The sequence below is a fragment of the Klebsiella sp. JN_Kp121 genome (genome assembly GCF_040062145.1).
In the GTDB taxonomy this organism is placed as follows: Bacteria; Pseudomonadota; Gammaproteobacteria; order Enterobacterales; family Enterobacteriaceae; genus Klebsiella; species Klebsiella aerogenes.
The window spans coordinates 308,130-327,574 of the sequence record NZ_JBEAHX010000007.1 but is presented as its reverse complement, the minus strand read 5'-3'; the positions used below and the strand labels follow the sequence as shown (position 1 = coordinate 327,574).

At 54.0% G+C, this 19,445-nt stretch carries 17 protein-coding genes; 14 read left to right on the top strand and 3 right to left on the bottom strand.

The genetic code is table 11. The features are described 5' to 3' along the window. The first annotated feature begins 50 nt into the window (after positions 1–50). From atpG to ABLU86_RS12930, 13 genes are all read left to right on the top strand, one after another. Entirely contained in the window at positions 51–914 is an 864-nt protein-coding gene (gene atpG, locus ABLU86_RS12990; RefSeq protein ID WP_015369007.1) for a F0F1 ATP synthase subunit gamma, read from the top strand. A 26-nt stretch (positions 915–940) separates the two neighbouring features. Further along, positions 941–2,323, top strand: coding sequence for a F0F1 ATP synthase subunit beta (gene atpD / locus ABLU86_RS12985; protein ID WP_015369008.1), 1,383 nt, complete (start codon positions 941–943; stop codon positions 2,321–2,323). A 20-nt stretch (positions 2,324–2,343) separates the two neighbouring features. Then, a complete protein-coding gene (locus tag ABLU86_RS12980) occupies positions 2,344–2,763 on the top strand; it encodes a F0F1 ATP synthase subunit epsilon (protein WP_015703917.1) in 420 nt (139 codons plus the stop codon). Between the two features lie 703 nt (positions 2,764–3,466). Next, on the top strand, positions 3,467–4,837 hold the full coding sequence (gene glmU / locus ABLU86_RS12975) for a bifunctional UDP-N-acetylglucosamine diphosphorylase/glucosamine-1-phosphate N-acetyltransferase GlmU (RefSeq protein WP_015369010.1): 1,371 nt from the start codon (positions 3,467–3,469) through the stop codon (positions 4,835–4,837). Positions 4,838–5,022: 185 nt separating this feature from the next. Further along, positions 5,023–6,852: a glutamine--fructose-6-phosphate transaminase (isomerizing) gene (glmS, locus tag ABLU86_RS12970; protein WP_015703916.1), complete on the top strand. Its 1,830-nt coding sequence runs from the start codon at positions 5,023–5,025 to the stop codon at positions 6,850–6,852. Between the two features lie 411 nt (positions 6,853–7,263). Then, entirely contained in the window at positions 7,264–8,304 is a 1,041-nt protein-coding gene (gene pstS, locus ABLU86_RS12965) for a phosphate ABC transporter substrate-binding protein PstS (protein WP_015369012.1), read from the top strand. A gap of 125 nt (positions 8,305–8,429) precedes the next feature. Then, positions 8,430–9,389, top strand: a complete 960-nt coding sequence (gene pstC, locus ABLU86_RS12960) for a phosphate ABC transporter permease PstC (RefSeq protein WP_015703914.1) — start codon at positions 8,430–8,432, stop codon at positions 9,387–9,389. After that, complete coding sequence (gene pstA / locus ABLU86_RS12955; RefSeq protein WP_348796298.1) at positions 9,389–10,279, top strand: phosphate ABC transporter permease PstA; 891 nt, start codon at positions 9,389–9,391, stop codon at positions 10,277–10,279. The genes pstC and pstA overlap by 1 nt, the downstream gene beginning before the upstream one ends. A 46-nt stretch (positions 10,280–10,325) precedes the next feature. Beyond that, positions 10,326–11,099, top strand: a complete 774-nt coding sequence (gene pstB, locus ABLU86_RS12950; RefSeq protein WP_015369015.1) for a phosphate ABC transporter ATP-binding protein PstB — start codon at positions 10,326–10,328, stop codon at positions 11,097–11,099. A gap of 49 nt (positions 11,100–11,148) precedes the next feature. After that, positions 11,149–11,874 carry a phosphate signaling complex protein PhoU gene (phoU, locus tag ABLU86_RS12945; RefSeq protein WP_004145007.1) on the top strand — a complete coding sequence of 242 codons (726 nt, stop codon included), beginning with the start codon at positions 11,149–11,151 and terminating at the stop codon, positions 11,872–11,874. A 477-nt stretch (positions 11,875–12,351) separates the two neighbouring features. Further along, positions 12,352–13,986: a carbohydrate porin gene (locus ABLU86_RS12940; RefSeq protein ID WP_163366374.1), complete on the top strand. Its 1,635-nt coding sequence runs from the start codon at positions 12,352–12,354 to the stop codon at positions 13,984–13,986. A gap of 41 nt (positions 13,987–14,027) precedes the next feature. Next, positions 14,028–15,194, top strand: a complete 1,167-nt coding sequence (locus tag ABLU86_RS12935) for an alpha/beta hydrolase-fold protein (protein WP_163388967.1) — start codon at positions 14,028–14,030, stop codon at positions 15,192–15,194. A 49-nt stretch (positions 15,195–15,243) separates the two neighbouring features. Then, complete coding sequence (locus ABLU86_RS12930; protein WP_032715364.1) at positions 15,244–15,963, top strand: glucosamine-6-phosphate deaminase; 720 nt, start codon at positions 15,244–15,246, stop codon at positions 15,961–15,963. A 69-nt stretch (positions 15,964–16,032) separates the two neighbouring features. Here the strand turns inward: ABLU86_RS12930 and yieH are convergent, their stop codons facing one another. After that, positions 16,033–16,698, bottom strand: a complete 666-nt coding sequence (gene yieH / locus ABLU86_RS12925; protein WP_015369020.1) for a 6-phosphogluconate phosphatase — start codon at positions 16,696–16,698, stop codon at positions 16,033–16,035. Between the two features lie 170 nt (positions 16,699–16,868). Here yieH and ABLU86_RS12920 point away from each other — a divergent pair, with 170 nt between their 5' ends. Next, complete coding sequence (locus ABLU86_RS12920) at positions 16,869–18,206, top strand: NCS2 family permease (protein WP_015369021.1); 1,338 nt, start codon at positions 16,869–16,871, stop codon at positions 18,204–18,206. 45 nt (positions 18,207–18,251) lie between these two features. Here ABLU86_RS12920 and ABLU86_RS12915 read toward each other — a convergent pair whose 3' ends face one another. Together ABLU86_RS12915 and ABLU86_RS12910 are read right to left on the bottom strand one after the other, a co-directional pair. Beyond that, a complete protein-coding gene (locus ABLU86_RS12915; RefSeq protein WP_015369022.1) occupies positions 18,252–18,818 on the bottom strand; it encodes an NADPH-dependent FMN reductase in 567 nt (188 codons plus the stop codon). Between the two features lie 37 nt (positions 18,819–18,855). Further along, positions 18,856–19,440 carry a hypothetical protein gene (locus tag ABLU86_RS12910; protein WP_162378695.1) on the bottom strand — a complete coding sequence of 195 codons (585 nt, stop codon included), beginning with the start codon at positions 19,438–19,440 and terminating at the stop codon, positions 18,856–18,858. Positions 19,441–19,445 lie beyond the last annotated feature (5 nt).

The following is a 19,445-nucleotide window of genomic DNA, read 5'->3' as shown; positions in this document are numbered from 1 at the left end:
AGTCTGGCGGCTTGCCTTAGGGCAGGCCGCAAGGCATTGAGGAGAAGCTCATGGCCGGCGCAAAAGAGATACGTAGTAAGATCGCAAGCGTCCAGAACACGCAAAAGATCACCAAAGCGATGGAGATGGTCGCCGCCTCCAAAATGCGTAAAACGCAGGATCGCATGGCGGCCAGCCGTCCATATGCAGATACTATGCGCAAAGTGATTGGTCACCTTGCGAACGGTAATCTGGAATATAAGCACCCGTACCTGGAAGAACGCGACGTTAAACGCGTGGGCTACCTGGTGGTGTCGACCGACCGTGGTCTGTGCGGTGGCTTGAACATTAACCTGTTCAAAAAACTGCTGGCGGATATGAAAGCATGGTCCGATAAAGGCGTTCAGTGCGACCTCGCAATGATCGGCTCTAAAGGCGTGTCTTTCTTTAACTCCGTGGGCGGCAATATTGTGGCCCAGGTGACCGGTATGGGTGATAACCCGTCCCTGTCCGAACTGATCGGCCCGGTAAAAGTGATGTTGCAGGCCTACGATGAAGGCCGTCTGGACAAGCTTTACGTTGTCAGCAACAAATTTATTAACACCATGTCTCAGGCTCCGACCATCACTCAACTGCTGCCGTTACCGGCTTCAGAAGATGATGATCTGAAACGTAAGTCCTGGGATTACCTGTATGAGCCCGATCCGAAAGCGCTGCTGGATACCCTCCTGCGTCGTTATGTGGAATCTCAGGTTTATCAGGGCGTGGTAGAAAACCTGGCCAGCGAGCAGGCCGCCCGTATGGTGGCGATGAAAGCCGCGACCGATAATGGCGGCAGCCTGATTAAAGAGCTGCAGTTGGTATACAACAAAGCTCGTCAGGCCAGCATTACTCAGGAACTCACCGAGATCGTCTCGGGGGCCGCCGCGGTTTAACCAGGTTATTTCGTAGAGGATTTAAGATGGCTACTGGAAAGATTGTCCAGGTAATCGGCGCCGTGGTCGACGTCGAGTTCCCTCAGGATGCCGTACCACGCGTGTACGATGCCCTTGAGGTACAGAATGGTAATGAGAGCCTGGTGCTGGAAGTTCAGCAGCAGCTCGGCGGTGGCGTAGTTCGTGCTATCGCCATGGGTTCTTCCGACGGTCTGCGTCGTGGTCTGGAAGTTAAAGACCTCGAGCACCCGATCGAAGTCCCGGTAGGTAAAGCGACTCTGGGCCGTATCATGAACGTCCTGGGTCAGCCGATCGACATGAAAGGCGACATCGGCGAAGAAGAACGTTGGGCTATCCACCGCGCGGCGCCTTCCTATGAAGAGCTGTCCAGCTCTCAGGAACTGCTGGAAACCGGCATCAAAGTTATCGACTTGATGTGTCCGTTCGCTAAGGGCGGTAAAGTTGGTCTGTTCGGTGGTGCGGGTGTAGGTAAAACCGTAAACATGATGGAGCTGATCCGTAACATCGCGATCGAGCACTCCGGTTACTCCGTGTTTGCGGGCGTTGGTGAGCGTACTCGTGAGGGTAACGACTTCTATCACGAAATGACCGACTCCAACGTTCTGGATAAAGTATCCCTGGTTTACGGCCAGATGAACGAGCCGCCGGGAAACCGTCTGCGCGTTGCGCTGACCGGCCTGACCATGGCTGAGAAATTCCGTGACGAAGGTCGTGACGTTCTGCTGTTCGTCGATAACATCTATCGTTACACCCTGGCCGGTACTGAAGTATCTGCACTGCTGGGCCGTATGCCTTCAGCGGTAGGTTATCAGCCGACTCTGGCGGAAGAGATGGGCGTTCTGCAGGAACGTATCACCTCCACCAAAACCGGTTCTATCACCTCCGTTCAGGCGGTATACGTACCTGCGGATGACTTGACTGACCCATCCCCAGCAACCACCTTTGCGCACCTTGACGCAACCGTGGTACTGAGCCGTCAGATCGCGTCTCTGGGTATCTACCCGGCCGTTGACCCGCTGGATTCCACCAGCCGTCAGCTGGATCCGCTGGTTGTTGGTCAGGAACACTACGACACCGCGCGTGGCGTACAGTCCCTGCTGCAGCGTTATCAGGAACTGAAAGACATCATCGCCATCCTGGGTATGGATGAACTGTCTGAAGAAGATAAACTGGTGGTAGCTCGCGCTCGTAAGATCCAGCGCTTCCTGTCCCAGCCGTTCTTCGTAGCAGAAGTATTTACCGGTTCCCCGGGCAAATACGTTTCGCTGAAAGACACCATCCGTGGCTTTAAAGGCATCATGGAAGGCGAATACGATCACCTGCCGGAGCAGGCGTTCTACATGGTCGGTTCCATCGAAGAAGCCGTGGAAAAAGCCAAAAAACTTTAACGCCTTAATCGGAGGGTGATATGGCAATGACTTACCACCTGGATGTCGTCAGCGCAGAGAAACAGATGTTCTCTGGCCTGGTCGAGAAAATCCAGGTAACGGGTAGCGAAGGTGAGCTGGGTATTTTCCCGGGTCACGCGCCGCTGCTCACCGCCATTAAGCCTGGTATGATTCGCATCGTTAAACAGTTCGGTCACGAAGAGTTTATCTATCTGTCCGGCGGCATTCTTGAAGTGCAACCGGGCAACGTGATCGTTCTGGCCGATACGGCAATTCGTGGTCAGGATCTCGACGAAGCGCGAGCCCTGGAAGCGAAACGTAAAGCGGAAGAGCACATCAAGAGCTCTCACGGCGACGTGGATTACGCTCAGGCGTCCGCGGAACTGGCCAAAGCGATCGCTAAACTGCGCGTTATCGAATTGACCAAAAAAGCGATGTAACACCGGCTTGAAAGCTAAAAGCCAGTCTGGAAACAGACTGGCTTTTTTTATGCTTAATACGACAGCGGTGACGTCGGACAAAACACACTCCCCCTTAATTGTTATTGATTAGTTAAATGATGAAGCGTAGACTGATTTTTGTGATGCAAATCACAAAAAACACTATCAAACCGCACCTGCAATCTGGAAATCATCATGAAACTGTTCCACAAAATCATCGCCAAATTTAGCGCCCTGAGCTTCTGATCGCCGCGCTACCGTCCTGCTTTCACGCACTATCGCTCATCAAAACGACAACACATGCGATGTGAAACAACGGAAAAGAGGTCACCCGAGGGTGGCCTCTTTGCTTTTTATGCCTCTCTTTAACCACTTTCCAGCCCAAACTCATTGACCTTTCCCGCCCGGGACAGGCTAAAATTCTGTCAGGTTATAAACTTACGGTTTATCAGCGACAACGGTAAACACTGCTTTATTCAGGTGACAAAAAAACAGCAAAAGCAGTGAGATAGAAGGCCTTTCCCCTCACTATCATCGTTTTTCAGCGTTAAACTGTTTTACGATGGTTAAAAATAGCGCCCTAAAATGGTGTATAGCATTGAGCCTGGACGTTTTCTCCGCGTCTCGTTTCATGATGAAAAATATGTAGCAATTTCAACGTGAAAGGCTTTTACTTTTCGTTCTAACAGCTGTCAGGATGCGTATGTCAAACAGTGCGATGAGCGTGGTTATCCTTGCCGCAGGCAAAGGGACCCGCATGTATTCCGATCTTCCTAAGGTGCTGCATACTCTGGCCGGGAAGCCAATGGTGCAACACGTCATTGATGCGGCTAAAGATTTAGGCGCTGCCGCGGTACACCTGGTGTACGGCCACGGCGGCGATCTGCTGCGTCAAACGCTGCATGAAGATAACCTCAACTGGGTGCTGCAAGCAGAGCAGCTCGGTACCGGCCATGCGATGCAGCAGGCGGCGCCGTTCTTCAATGATGATGAAGATATCTTGATGCTCTATGGCGATGTGCCGCTGATTTCGGTTGAAACGCTACAGCGCCTGCGCGCCGCAAAACCGCAGGGCGGTATCGGCCTGTTGACGGTGAAGCTGGATGATCCAACCGGTTATGGGCGCATCACGCGTGAAAATGGCCAGGTGACAGGTATCGTTGAGCATAAAGACGCCAGCGAAGCTCAGCGCCAGATTCAGGAAATCAATACCGGGATTCTGGTTGCTAACGGCGCGGACCTGAAACGCTGGCTGGCGAAGCTCACTAACAATAACGCCCAGGGCGAATACTACATCACCGATATTATCGCGATGGCCCATCAGGAAGGTCATGAGATCGTTGCGGTGCATCCTCAGCGCCTGAGCGAAGTTGAAGGGGTGAACAATCGCCTGCAACTTGCGCGTCTGGAAAGAGTGTATCAGTCAGAGCAGGCGGAAAAACTGCTGTTGGCGGGCGTGATGCTGCGCGATCCGGCGCGTTTCGATCTGCGCGGCGTGCTGAAACACGGGCGCGATGTCGAAATTGATACTAACGTTATTCTGCAAGGTCATGTCGTGCTGGGCGATCGCGTGAAGATCGGCGCCGGCTGCGTCATCAAAGACAGCGTCATCGGTGATGACTGCGAAATCAGCCCGTATAGCGTGGTTGAAGATGCGCAGCTGCAGGCCGCCTGCACCATCGGCCCGTTTGCGCGTCTGCGTCCGGGGGCTGAGCTGTTGGAAGGCGCTCACGTCGGCAACTTTGTCGAAATGAAGAAAGCGCGTCTGGGCAAAGGTTCGAAGGCAGGACACCTCTCCTACCTCGGCGATGCTGAAATTGGCGACAACGTTAATATCGGCGCGGGTACTATCACCTGTAACTATGATGGCGCAAATAAGCATAAAACGATCATCGGCGATGATGTGTTTGTCGGTTCTGATACGCAACTGGTCGCGCCGGTCAGCGTCGGTAATGGCGTGACGATTGCCGCGGGCACCACCGTCACGCGTAATATAGCTGACAACGAACTGGTGCTAAGTCGCGTGCCGCAGGTCCACAAACAGGGCTGGCAGCGACCGGTGAAGAAAAAGTAGTGATTAGATTGTCGCCGGGTGAGAGATCGCCCGGCAAACCAGGATGAGAGGATCAATATAGGTCCCCGTCCGCAGGCAGTACCATAAAAATAACCCCACTCTCTACAAGGCTCGGGGCGCCCGTAAAGGGCAAATACAGGTCAGCGACAACGCATGGCATATCGCCATTATCAGGAAATTTAACTATGTGTGGAATTGTTGGCGCAGTCGCGCAGCGTGATATTGCTGAAATCCTTCTCGAAGGTTTACGTCGTCTGGAATACCGTGGCTATGACTCTGCCGGTCTGGCTGTGGTCGATAACGAAGGTCATATGACCCGCGTTCGTCGTCTCGGTAAAGTTCAGATGCTGGCTCAGGCGGTAGAAGAGCAACCGTTACACGGCGGTACCGGGATTGCCCATACCCGCTGGGCGACGCACGGCGAGCCGTCTGAGAGCAATGCGCATCCGCATGTTTCTGAACATATTGCGGTGGTCCATAACGGGATCATCGAGAACCATGAGCCGCTGCGCGCCCTGCTGCAGTCTCGCGGCTATGTCTTCGTCTCTGAGACCGATACCGAAGTTATCGCGCATCTGGTGCACTGGGAGCTGGAACAGGGCGGTACCTTGCGTGAAGCCGTACTGCGTGCAATCCCGCAGCTGCGCGGCGCCTATGGTACGGTGATCATGGATACCCGCGATCCGGGGACGCTGCTGGCGGCACGCTCAGGCAGCCCGCTGGTCATTGGCCTGGGCATGGGCGAAAACTTTATCGCTTCTGACCAGCTGGCGCTGCTACCGGTGACCCGCCGCTTTATCTTCCTCGAAGAGGGTGATATTGCCGAAGTTACCCGTCGTACGGTGGTGATTTTCGATAAATCCGGCGCGGAAGTGAATCGCCAGGAGATCGAATCTAATCTGCAGTATGACGCCGGTGATAAGGGGATTTATCGCCACTATATGCAGAAAGAGATTTATGAGCAGCCGAACGCGATTAAGAACACCCTGACCGGGCGCATCAGCCATGGCGAGGTCGATCTCAGCGAGCTGGGGCCGAATGCCAACGCGCTGCTGTCGCAGGTTGAGCATATCCAGATTGTTGCCTGCGGAACCTCGTATAACTCCGGGATGGTCTCCCGTTACTGGTTCGAAGCGTTAGCCGGCGTGCCGTGCGATGTCGAGATTGCTTCGGAATTCCGCTACCGCAAATCCGCGGTGCGCCGCAACAGCCTGATGATCACCCTCTCCCAGTCCGGTGAGACGGCGGATACTCTGGCGGCGCTGCGCCTCTCTAAAGAGCTTGGCTATCTGGGTTCGTTGGCCATCTGCAACGTTCCGGGCTCTTCGCTGGTGCGCGAGTCTGACCTGGCGTTGATGACCAAAGCCGGTACCGAAATCGGCGTGGCATCGACCAAAGCCTTTACCACTCAGCTGACCGTGCTGTTGATGCTGGTGGCGAAGCTGGCGCGTCTCAAGGGCCAGGATGCGGCTATCGAGCAGGATATCGTGCATGGCCTGCAGGCGCTGCCGAACCGTATCGAGCAGATGCTGTCGCAGGATAAGCGCATCGAACAGCTGGCGGAACGTTTCTCCGATAAGCATCACGCGCTGTTCCTTGGCCGCGGCGATCAGTACCCGATCGCGCTGGAAGGGGCGCTGAAGCTGAAAGAGATCTCCTACATTCATGCTGAAGCTTATGCGGCGGGCGAGCTGAAACACGGCCCGCTGGCGCTGATTGATGCCGAAATGCCGGTCATCGTTGTGGCGCCGAACAACGAACTGTTGGAAAAACTAAAATCCAATATTGAAGAAGTTCGCGCCCGCGGCGGTGAACTGTACGTCTTCGCCGATGGAGACGCCGGTTTCAGCGGCAGCGACAACATGCACATCATCGAGATGCCACATGTCGAAGAGGTGATTGCGCCGATCTTCTACACCGTGCCGCTGCAGCTGCTGGCTTATCACGTTGCGCTGATCAAAGGCACCGACGTTGACCAGCCGCGTAACCTGGCGAAATCGGTGACCGTAGAGTAATCAGGCTGTACGGACCGACACTCTTGTGAGTGACGCTATAATCCGGTATTTCTGCAAGGGATACCGGATTTTTTTATCAGCTATCAGCGGTTGATTGTGTGTTTGCGGATAGCGTTACCGCCATTGCTTATAAAAAACCATCTTTTTAGGAGTGAGTTGCCCAACATCTCAACGTTGCCAGATGATTTTACGCTATCCATAATCATGTAATAAAAGCCAAATCTTCCTGTCATATGACCAAAAGATAAAATCGTAATTCATTGATATAATTTATTTTATTTTGGCTTGTCTTACATTGCCCTGGCATGTCATAAAACTGTCATAATTCGTACATTTTACTGTCACCTGTTTGTCCTATTTTGCTCACCATAGCTTCGAAACAACGGTTTACGAATCCCAGCAGGAGACATTATGAACGTTATGCGTACCACCGTCGCAACAGTTGTCGCCGCGACCTTATCGATGAGCGCTTTCTCTGCTTTCGCAGCAGCAAGCCTGACTGGCGCAGGTGCAACTTTCCCTGCTCCGGTGTATGCCAAATGGGCTGATACCTATCAGAAAGAAACGGGCAATAAAGTTAACTACCAGGGTATCGGTTCCTCTGGCGGCGTTAAACAGATTATTGCCAACACCGTGGATTTCGGTGCTTCTGATGCTCCTCTGGCTGATGACAAACTGGCGCAGGAAGGCCTGTTCCAGTTCCCGACCGTTATCGGCGGCGTGGTGCTGGCGGTTAACCTGCCGGGCGTTAAATCCGGCGAGCTGGTGCTCGATGGTAAAACCCTCGGCGACATCTATCTGGGCAAAATCAAAAAATGGGATGACGAAGCGATCGCTAAACTCAACCCTGGCCTGAAGCTGCCGGCTCAGAACATCGCCGTGGTTCGCCGTGCGGATGGTTCCGGTACTTCCTTCGTCTTCACCAGCTATCTGGCGAAAGTGAACGAAGAGTGGAAATCTAAAATTGGCGCAGGCTCTACCGTAAACTGGCCAACCGGCCTGGGCGGTAAAGGCAACGACGGTATCGCAGCCTTCGTTCAGCGTCTGCCGGGCGCTATCGGCTACGTCGAGTATGCTTACGCTAAGCAGAATAACCTGGCCTACACCAAACTGCTGTCCGCTGACGGCAAACCGGTCAGCCCGACGGAAGATAACTTCGCTAATGCGGCGAAAGGTATCGACTGGAGCAAGTCCTTCGCTCAGGACCTGACTAACCAGAAAGGTGAAAATGCATGGCCGATCACCTCAACCACTTTCATCCTCGTCCACAAGGCTTCCAATAAGCCGGAGAATACCGCGGAAGTGCTGAAGTTCTTCGACTGGGCATACAAAAACGGCGGCAAAGAAGCGAATGCGCTGGATTACGCCAGTCTGCCGGACAGCGTGGTTGAGCAGGTTCGCGCCGCATGGAAAACCAACGTGAAAGACAGCAGCGGTAAAGCGCTGTACTAATACCCGCGGAATGTCGAGCTGCCGGCTAGCTTCCAGCAGCTCGAATTATTTCGGGTATAGCATTACCTTTGCCCGTAAGCTCAGTAAAATGCTGGCTTTTTGGGCCCGAACTTAAAGAGTAACCTATGGCTGCAACCAAGCCGGCATTCAACCCTCCGGGGAAAAAGGGTGACATGATCTTCAGCGCGCTGGTGAAACTGGCTGCGCTGATTGTGCTATTGATGCTGGGTGGCATCATCGTTTCCCTCATCATCTCTTCATGGCCAAGTATTCAGAAATTTGGCTTTTCCTTTTTGTGGACCAAAGAGTGGGATGCGCCGAATGAAATCTTCGGTGCGCTGGTACCGATTTACGGGACTCTGGTTACCTCAATTATCGCGTTGTTGATCGCCGTTCCGGTGAGCTTCGGCATCGCGCTGTTCCTGACTGAACTCTCCCCGGCCTGGCTAAAACGCCCGCTGGGTATCGCTATTGAGCTGCTGGCGGCAATCCCGAGTATCGTATACGGCATGTGGGGCCTGTTTATTTTTGCCCCGCTGTTTGCGACTTACTTCCAGGAACCAGTCGGCAACGTCCTTTCGACGATCCCGTTTGTCGGCGCGCTGTTTGCCGGCCCGGCGTTCGGTATCGGCATCCTGGCGGCCGGCGTCATTCTGGCCATCATGATCATTCCTTATATCGCCGCCGTAATGCGTGACGTCTTCGAGCAGACGCCGGTGATGATGAAAGAGTCCGCATATGGGATCGGCTGCACCACGTGGGAGGTAATTTGGCGCATCGTGCTGCCGTTCACCAAAAACGGGGTGATTGGCGGCGTCATGCTCGGCCTGGGCCGCGCGCTGGGTGAAACCATGGCCGTCACCTTTATTATCGGTAACACCTATCAGCTCGACAGCGCTTCACTGTATATGCCGGGCAACAGTATTACCTCGGCGCTGGCCAATGAATTCGCGGAAGCGGAAAGCGGCCTGCACGTAGCGGCGCTGATGGAACTGGGTCTGATCCTGTTCGTTATCACCTTTATCGTTCTGGCCGCGTCGAAGTTCATGATTATGCGTCTCGCTAAGAACGAGGGGGCACGCTAATGGCAACGATCGAATTGCAAACCACCGCCGCGCTGGCGGAATCCCGTCGCAAGATGCAGGCTAAGCGCCGCCTGAAGAACCGTATCGCTCTGACCCTGTCGATGGCGACCATGGCGTTTGGCCTCTTCTGGCTTATCTGGATCCTGATGTCGACCATTACGCGTGGCATCGACGGCATGAGTCTGGCGCTGTTTACCGAAATGACGCCGCCGCCGAATACCGCGGGCGGCGGTCTGGCGAACGCCCTGGCGGGCAGCGGCCTGCTGATCCTGTGGGCGACCGTTTTTGGTACGCCGCTTGGCATCATGGCCGGTATCTATCTGGCGGAGTACGGCAGAAAGTCGGTACTGGCGGAAATCATCCGCTTTATTAACGATATTCTGCTTTCCGCGCCATCTATCGTCGTGGGGCTGTTCGTCTACACCATCGTGGTGGCGCAGATGCAGCACTTCTCCGGCTGGGCGGGCGTTATCGCGCTGGCGCTGCTGCAGGTGCCAATCGTGATTCGTACCACTGAAAACATGCTGAAGCTGGTGCCGGATAGCCTGCGTGAAGCAGCCTATGCGCTGGGGACGCCGAAGTGGAAGATGATTTCCGCGATCACCCTTAAGGCGTCGGTATCCGGCATTATGACCGGTATCCTGCTGGCCATTGCCCGTATCGCCGGGGAGACGGCGCCGCTGCTGTTCACCGCGCTCTCCAACCAGTTCTGGAGCACCGATATGATGCAGCCGATCGCCAACCTGCCGGTGACCATTTTTAAATTTGCCATGAGTCCGTTCGCGGAATGGCAGCAACTGGCATGGGCCGGGGTATTGATTATCACCCTGTGCGTCTTGCTGCTGAATATTCTGGCGCGCGTTGTCTTCGCGAAGAAGAAATACGGTTAATTTTTGCGGCGCGGCCTAAGCGGCGCCGAATGAGGAAGAGATTGAGATGAGTATGGTGAACGCGAATCCGGGTAAAATTTCAGTTCGTGACCTGAACTTCTACTACGGCAAATTCCATGCCCTGAAGAACATCAACCTGGATATCGCTAAGAACCAGGTGACGGCGTTTATCGGCCCGTCAGGCTGCGGTAAATCCACTCTGCTGCGTACGTTCAACAAGATGTTTGAGCTGTACCCGGAGCAGCGTGCAGAAGGCGAAATTCTGCTCGATGGCGACAATATTCTCACTAATACACAGGATATCGCGCTGCTGCGCGCGAAAGTAGGGATGGTATTCCAGAAGCCGACGCCGTTCCCGATGTCTATCTACGACAACATCGCCTTCGGCGTGCGCCTGTTCGAGAAGCTGTCGCGCGCCGATATGGACGAGCGCGTGCAGTGGGCGTTGACCAAAGCCGCATTATGGAATGAAACCAAAGATAAACTGCACCAGAGCGGGTATTCTCTCTCCGGTGGTCAGCAGCAGCGTCTGTGTATCGCCCGCGGTATCGCGATTCGCCCGGAAGTGCTGCTGCTCGATGAACCTTGCTCAGCGCTGGACCCGATCTCCACCGGGCGCATCGAGGAACTTATCACCGAGCTGAAGCAGGATTACACCGTCGTTATCGTTACCCACAACATGCAGCAGGCTGCGCGTTGTTCCGACCATACGGCATTTATGTATCTTGGCGAGCTGATTGAATTCAGCAACACGGACGATCTGTTTACCAAGCCCGCTAAGAAGCAAACTGAAGATTATATTACTGGCCGCTACGGTTGATTGCCCTTCTGCTTTCAGGTGCTAACCCGATGGGCAATCAGGAGACATCATGGATAACTTAAATCTTAATAAACATATTTCCGGCCAGTTCAACGCAGAACTGGAGTACATTCGCACCCAGGTAATGACCATGGGTGGGCTGGTGGAGCAACAGCTTTCTGATGCGATCACCGCGATGCACAATCAGGACAGCGATCTGGCGAAGCGCGTAATCGATGGCGACAAGCAGGTCAATATGATGGAAGTGGCGATCGACGAGGCCTGCGTGCGCATCATCGCTAAACGTCAGCCGACCGCCAGCGACCTGCGGCTGGTGATGGCGATCATCAAGACTATCGCCGAGCTGGAACGTATTGGCGACGTGGCGGATAAAATCTGCCGTACCGCGCTGGAGAAGTTTTCCCAGCAGCACCAACCGCTGCTGGTGAGCCTGGAGTCGCTGGGCCGCCATACCGTACAGATGCTGCATGATGTGCTGGATGCCTTTGCGCGGATGGATCTTGATGAAGCGGTACGTATCTATCGCGAAGACAAGAAAGTCGATCAGGAATATGAAGGCATCGTGCGTCAACTGATGACCTATATGATGGAAGATTCACGTACTATTCCGAGCGTCCTGACCGCATTATTCTGCGCGCGCTCTATCGAACGTATCGGCGATCGCTGCCAGAATATCTGCGAATATATTTTCTACTTCGTTAAAGGCCAGGATTTCCGTCACGTAGGCGGCGACGAACTGGATAAACTGCTCGCGGGTAAAGATCCGAAAGAGTAAAAATCATGGTGGCCGATTCTGGTAAAGGAAATTATCAGAATCGACTATGATTTTGCGCATCTCTGAAATATTGCTGCGATTATCGTCACAATTAATACTCTGGCTATTTGAGTTTTAAATTTTCTCGCGTAACAATCCTTCTCACTGACTGAGTGCTGAAGCTCAGATAGTTAAAATGGATTGTTACTGCGATAGCAGGCAAAACCTGATATTGCCCCTGGTGGCGATGTCAGGTTTTTTGTTTTAGACGCTGAATGGTTTGCTGATAAGGGTTGCTACCGCAATGAGCGGGCAAAACCTGAAGAGGATTATCTGTTAATGCAGATGGTCTCCTTCAGGTTTTTTTTTTGCCACTTATTCGGCATGAAAATAAAAGCTGCAGTTACGTGGAATGGTATTAATGCAGTTTATTAAAAACATAACGCTATTTATTCGTTACGTGTTTCATTTACGCCAATGCTTATATAAGGGATTATTATGATTAGAAGAAATATGATCGCTTCAGCGATGGTTTTGCTGGCGCCGCTTTCTTATTCAACAAATCTTATTGCCGGACAGCTTACGGTTGAACAACGATTGGCGCTTCTGGAAAAAGCGCTTCAGGACACGCAAAAAGAACTCAAGAAATATCAGGATCAGGAGAAAAAAAGAAACCAGGTTTGGGCCGCCTGGTCGCAACCGGTAAATAGCCAGAAGAGCCAGAGCGCGAAAGCGCCTACGGTGACCCAAGCGGCCGTTAAGCCAGACGCGGTACTGGTCAAAAATGAACAGCCGGCGCAGGGCGGTGAGCCAGCCTATAGCGCCATGACGCTGAAAGATTTTAGCAAATTCGTGAAAGATGAAATTGGCTTTAGCTATAACGGCTATTACCGTTCTGGCTGGGGAAGTGCCTCGCACGGCTCGCCAAAATCGTGGGCCATCGGCTCGCTTGGCCGTTTGGGTAACGAGTATTCCGGCTGGTTTGATTTACAGCTTAAACAGCGTGTTTTTCAGGAAGGCGACAAACGTGTGGACGCCATCGTGATGCTCGATGGCAACGTGGGTCAGCAATATTCTGCCGGCTGGTTTGGCGACAACGCCGGCGGCGAAAACTACCTTCAGTTCTCGGATATGTACGTCAACACCAAAGGCTTTTTGCCGTTTGCCCCGGAAGCGGATTTTTGGGTCGGTAAGCACGGTGCGCCGAAAATCGAGATCCAGATGCTGGACTGGAAAACACAAAGAACCGATGCGGCAGCTGGCGTAGGGCTTGAAAACTGGAAAGTGGGCGCCGGTAAATTTGATATCGCGCTGGTGCGCGAAGATATTGATGATTACGACCGCTCTTTGACTAATAAGCAGCAAATTAATACCAATACCCTGGATGTGCGTTACAAAGATATTCCGCTGTGGGATAAAGCCTCGCTGATGGTGAGCGGGCGCTATGTCGCCGCCAATCAAAGCTCATCAGAGAAATATAAAGAGGGGAATGAAGGTTACTACCAATGGAAAGATACCTGGATGGTGGGAACTTCGTTAACGCAGAAATTTGATAACGGCGGCTTTAACGAGTTCTCATTATTACTGGCGAATAACTCCATCGCCAGCAGCTTCTCGCGCTATGCCGGTTCGAGCCCGTATACCACCAATAATGGGCGCTATTATGGCGATCATACCAACGGCACCGCCGTGCGCTTAACCTCGCAGGGGGAAACCTATTTGCGCGATGATGTCATTATGGCGAATGCAATCGTCTACTCATTTGGTAATGACGTCTATAGCTATGAAACCGGCGCCCATTCAGACTTTGAATCTATTCGCGCTGTGATTCGTCCGGCATATATCTGGAATAAATATAATCAGACCGGCGTTGAATTGGGCTACTTCAAACAGCAGAACAAAGATGTGACGGGCAAGAAATATAACGAATCCGGTTATAAGACCACCTTATTCCATACCTTCAAAGTTAATACCAGTATGCTGACCTCGCGCCCGGAAATCCGTTTTTATGCGACTTATATTAAAGCCGAAGATATCGACCTGGATAAGGCCGCTAACAATACCACCGCGGTTTTTGAAGATGGCAAGAACGACCAATTCGCACTCGGCGCGCAGGCCGAAATTTGGTGGTAAGGCCGCAAGCGCCTGCTCATAAAAACGTAAAAGGAATCAAGATGAAACGACATGCAATCTACTTCACCCTGGCGCTGGCTGGCACCACATTTACGGCACACGCCGCGCCGCTGCCGACGATGCCTGATGCCGCCATTCCTGTCAGCCAATATATTACTCAGGTGAATACGGATAACAGTGTGACTTTCCGGTTATTTGCCCCCGATGCCAGGCGTGTTTCCGTCGTCACGGGGTCGACGCCGGATACCTTTGTCTCTCATGACATGACCAAAGATACCCAGGGCGTATGGACGTGGAAGAGCGATCGCCTGGCCGCCAATCTTTATGAGTACTACTTCGACGTGGACGGTTTTCGTTCTGTCGATACCGGCAGCCGTTATCAGAAGCCGCAGCGTCAGGTGAATACCAGCCTGATCCTGGTGCCCGGCAGCATTCTTGACGATCGGGCAGTCCCGCACGGCGATCTGCGTACCGTCACCTACCATTCGACGGCGCTTAAGTCAGAACGCCGCGTCTACGTCTGGACGCCGCCGGGCTATAACGGCAGCGGCGAGCCTTTGCCGGTGCTCTACTTCTACCACGGTTTTGGCGATAGCGGTCTGTCGGCCATCGACCAGGGGCGCATCCCGCAAATGATGGATAACCTGCTGGCGGAGGGCAAAATCAAGCCGATGCTGGTGGTGGTGCCGGATACCGAAACCGATATTCCTCAAGCGATCGCGGAAAACTTCCCGCCGCAGGAGCGGCGTAAAAACTTCTATCCACTCAATGCGAAAGCCGCAGACAACGAATTGATGCATGACATCATTCCGCTGATCGATTCCCGATTTAACGTGCGTAAAGATGCCGACGGCCGGGCGCTGGCAGGGCTGTCGCAGGGCGGTTACCAGGCGCTGGTGTCCGGGATGAACCATCTTGAGAGCTTCGGGTGGCTTGCCACCTTTAGCGGGGTTACGACAACCACGGTTCCCGATGCTGGCGTGGAGGCGCAGTTGAATAACCCTGACGCCATTAATAAGCAACTGCGTAACTTTACGCTGGTGGTTGGCGAAAAAGACTCCGTCACTGGCAAAGATATTGCCGGCCTGAAAAGCGAACTGGAAAAGCAGAAGATCAAATTTGATTACCACTCTTATCCCGGCCTGAATCATGAAATGGACGTCTGGCGTCCGGCCTATGCCGAGTTTGTGCAAAAGCTCTTTAAATAACCGTCAGGGGGCATGGCGCCCCCTGTCTCAACCAGTAAAGGAAGATGAGATGAAATTGATTGTGACGGAAGATTATGAAGAGATGAGCCTGGTCGCCTGCCATCATCTTTTAGGCTATATCACGGTGCCGCGACGGATGAATCTGGCGGTGACGGCGGGGAGTACGCCGAAGCGCATGTATGAGCATTTGACCGCCGCCATCAAAGGGAAATCATTCTATGATCGGGTTCACTATTACAACTTTGATGAGATACCTTTTCGCGGCCAGCAGCGTGAAGGAGTGACGATTTCCAACCTGCGCCAGCTGTTTTTTACTCCAGCGCAAATCAAAGAAGACAACATCCATAAATTGACGCTGGAGAACGCGGCTCAACACGATCGCCGCCTCGAAGAGGCCGGCGGTCTTGACCTGGTCGTGCTGGGGCTGGGCGCCGACGGCCATTTTTGCGGCAACCTGCCGAACACTACACGTTTTCATGATGAGACGGTCGAAGTACCGATTCAGGGGGAGCTGATTGGCATTGTCGCGAACGGCGAAATGGGGGGCGATTTCAATGTGGTGCCGGATAGCTATGTCACCATGGGGCCGAAAAGCGTGATGGCGGCAAAAAACCTGCTGCTGATTGTCAGCGGCGCGGCAAAGGCGCAAGCGCTAAAGCAGGTGGTGGAAGGCCCGGTCAGCGAACTGGTGCCGGCCTCTGTACTCAAGTTGCACCCTTCGTTGGTGATTATTGCGGATAAAGCGGCTGCGGCGGAATTGCAGCACTAAAAAGCCGCTGGCCAGCGGGGCTACCGTTGTGACCAACCGTAGCCCGACCGAGCGTAGCGACGTCGGGTCTTAACGAGTAATATCCCAGCCACGCGCTCTCCACAATGCCGGCAGCTCAGCTAAATCGGTAAAGGTCGTTACTTTCGGATGATCGATCGGTTGGTTGTGCGGGTCGGCGCAGAAGTAAAAGACTTCCATACCCGCGGCAATTCCTGATTGGGCTCCCGCGCTGGAATCATCGACCAGAATACAGTTTTCGACTTGTACCTGCATGGCCTCTGCCGCATGGAACATCAGCGCCGGGTCGGGTTTCCAGCGCTGAATGTCGTAACCGCTGTACAGCCGGTCTGGGAAGTGGTGTAGCATCTGCGTTCTACCGAGCGAATGCTGCATTTTACTGACCGGGCCATTCGACACCACGCACATGGGGATCTTCACCGCGTCCAGCAGCGCAGCGGCGCCGGGGATGATCTCCAGCTCGCTATCGAACAGACGGGCGACTTCGGCGCGATACACCGGCTCCAGAGTCTCTTTCTGCAGGTTAACGCCATATTCAGCGTTGATGGTGTCGATAATCTCGTACAGCTTAACGCCCTTGAAGCGCTTAAAAATTTCGGCTAAATCCAGCGTAATACCGAATTCCTGAAACATGTGAACATAGGCGCGTGAGCAAATCACCTCGCTATCGACCAGCGTGCCGTCACAATCGAAAAATACTGCTTGTGGTTGGGTCATACTCTTTCCAGTTTAACAAGTTTAACGTTTTCGTAATGCTCAATGCCGCGACGCAATCGTTGCCGTATAAGCAAAATAAATGAAAAAAATTACCATACAACCGCGCCTGGTGCCGTAATTTGGTATAGGATAGCCTCGAATTTTCCCTCCTTTACGTTCGGAAACCGATAATGAGTCAACAACCAACCAGCCAGTCTTCTGGCCAGGGTCTGCTGGAGCGCGTATTTAAACTGCGCGAACACGGCACCACGGTGCGCACTGAAGCGATCGCCGGTTTCACCACGTTCCTGACGATGGTCTACATCGTCTTCGTGAACCCACAAATTCTTGGCGTGGCGGGTATGGATACCAGCGCTGTCTTTGTGACCACCTGTCTGATCGCGGCCTTCGGCAGCATTCTGATGGGTCTGTTCGCGAATCTGCCGGTGGCGCTGGCGCCAGCGATGGGTCTGAATGCCTTCTTTGCCTTCGTGGTAGTTCAGGCGATGGGCCTGCCGTGGCAGGTGGGTATGGGCGCGATTTTCTGGGGCGCCGTTGGCCTGCTGCTGCTGACCCTCTTCCGCGTACGCTACTGGATGATTGCCAATATCCCGGTGAGCCTGCGCGTGGGTATCACCAGCGGTATCGGGCTGTTTATCGGCATGATGGGCCTGAAGAACGCCGGCGTTATCGTGGCGAACCAGGACACGTTGGTCAGCATCGGCAACCTGACTTCCCACAGCGTGCTGCTGGGCGTGCTCGGATTCTTTATTATCGCTATCCTGGCATCGCGTAATATTCATGCCGCCGTGCTGGTCTCCATCGTCGTCACCACCCTGTTGGGCTGGATGCTCGGCGATGTGCACTATACCGGCATCGTCTCCGCGCCGCCGAGCGTAACCTCGGTTGTGGGTCAGGTCGATCTGGCCGGTTCGCTGAACCTTGGCCTGGCGGGCGTGATCTTCTCGTTCATGCTGGTTAACCTGTTCGACTCCTCCGGCACCCTGATTGGCGTCACCGATAAAGCCGGGCTGGCAGATGCGCAGGGTAAATTCCCACGCATGAAGCAGGCGTTGTTCGTCGATAGCGTGTCGTCTGTTGCCGGCTCCTTTATTGGCACCTCTTCGGTTACGGCCTATATCGAATCCTCCTCCGGCGTTTCGGTTGGCGGGCGTACTGGCCTGACCGCCGTTGTCGTAGGTATCCTGTTCCTGCTGGTCATCTTCCTGTCGCCGCTGGCGGGGATGGTTCCGGCCTATGCCGCCGCTGGGGCGCTGATTTACGTTGGCGTGCTGATGACCTCAAGCCTGGCGCGCGTGAAGTGGGATGACCTGACGGAAGCAGTACCGGCGTTTATCACCGCGGTGATGATGCCGTTCAGCTTCTCGATCACCGAAGGTATCGCCCTGGGCTTTATTTCCTACTGCGTGATGAAGATTGGTACCGGCCGTCTGCGTGAACTCAGCCCGTGCGTGATCATCGTTTCGCTGCTGTTCGTGCTGAAAATTGTCTTTATCGATGCGCATTGATCCGCACGCATGATGAAATGGCCCGGCATCGCTGCCGGGCTTTTTTTATGCTTTAACCCGCTGAATATAATCGCCAAAGGCGGTCAGCTGGCCGCGCAGATGGTCCAGCGTGCTCTGATCGACCACTTCACCCGCCTGCGGATCGACTTTGTTTTGTATCACACCGCCCATAAACTCCGGCTTGTTCATGACCATCGCATCGAGGAATACCAGAATCTGGCGCAGATGATACTGGCAGCGCGCCCCGCCGATAGCGCCCATGGAGCTGGTCTGGATCAGCACCGGCTTACCGGCCAGCGGCTGTTCCGGCAGACGCGAGAGCCAGTCGATGGCGTTCTTCAGGCCGCCGGGTACCGAGTAGTTATATTCCGGAGTAACGATCACCACGCCGTCCGCTTCGCGGATTTGTTTCGCGATCGCCTGCACGCTCTGCGGGAACCCCTCTTCTTGTTGGATATCGGCATCGTACAGCGGGATATCGCCGATCGACGGCAGCGCGGAGATTTCCATGCCCGCAGGCGCAATGCCCGGCAGCGTGCGCGCAACCATGGCATTAAAAGAACCTTTGCGTAGACTTCCGAGTAACGTAACAACTTTCAACGTATCAGACATGAGTGCTCCTTTGCATCATGATGGCCGGCTAAACCGGTCAGTTGAGGGAGAATACTTTTTCTACCGGTAAGCTGGTAAAGCGCATCAGGCGCGCGTCAGTCTCTTTGGCGCGCGTTTGCGCATCAGGCAGGCAGCGCCAGCCCTCTTTACTATCATATTCCCAGACCTTCAGCGGCCCGATATTCGGGGTGACGGCGATTGACCACACCAGCAACGTTTCAGCATCACAGATGGCTTCAATCGATTGGGTGCCAGCGGTACGCAGGCGACCAGACCCCGGCAGCAGCTGTACTCGCACGGGGGCTTCACCGGTGAGCTTCAGCACGCTGCGGCGCAGCGCCACCAGTTGGGCGCGGGCTTCATCCGGATCGTGCTGGATGTTAATCCATAAATTCTCATTGCTATTGAAGACATAGCGATCGGCTGCATGTAGCGGATGGACGCCACGCGAGGCATGCTGTAGTTCCATATCGAGACCGCAGTCACCTTCGGTCGTCAGCGCTACGCCGACGATATTCCCGGCATAAGAGATGGAAAAGCGGGGAAGGTGGGGATCGCGAAATACGGGCCGTCCATTGGGTTCGCTGATGATTTCCGGCAGCTCGCCGATACCATAAAGCATGAAAA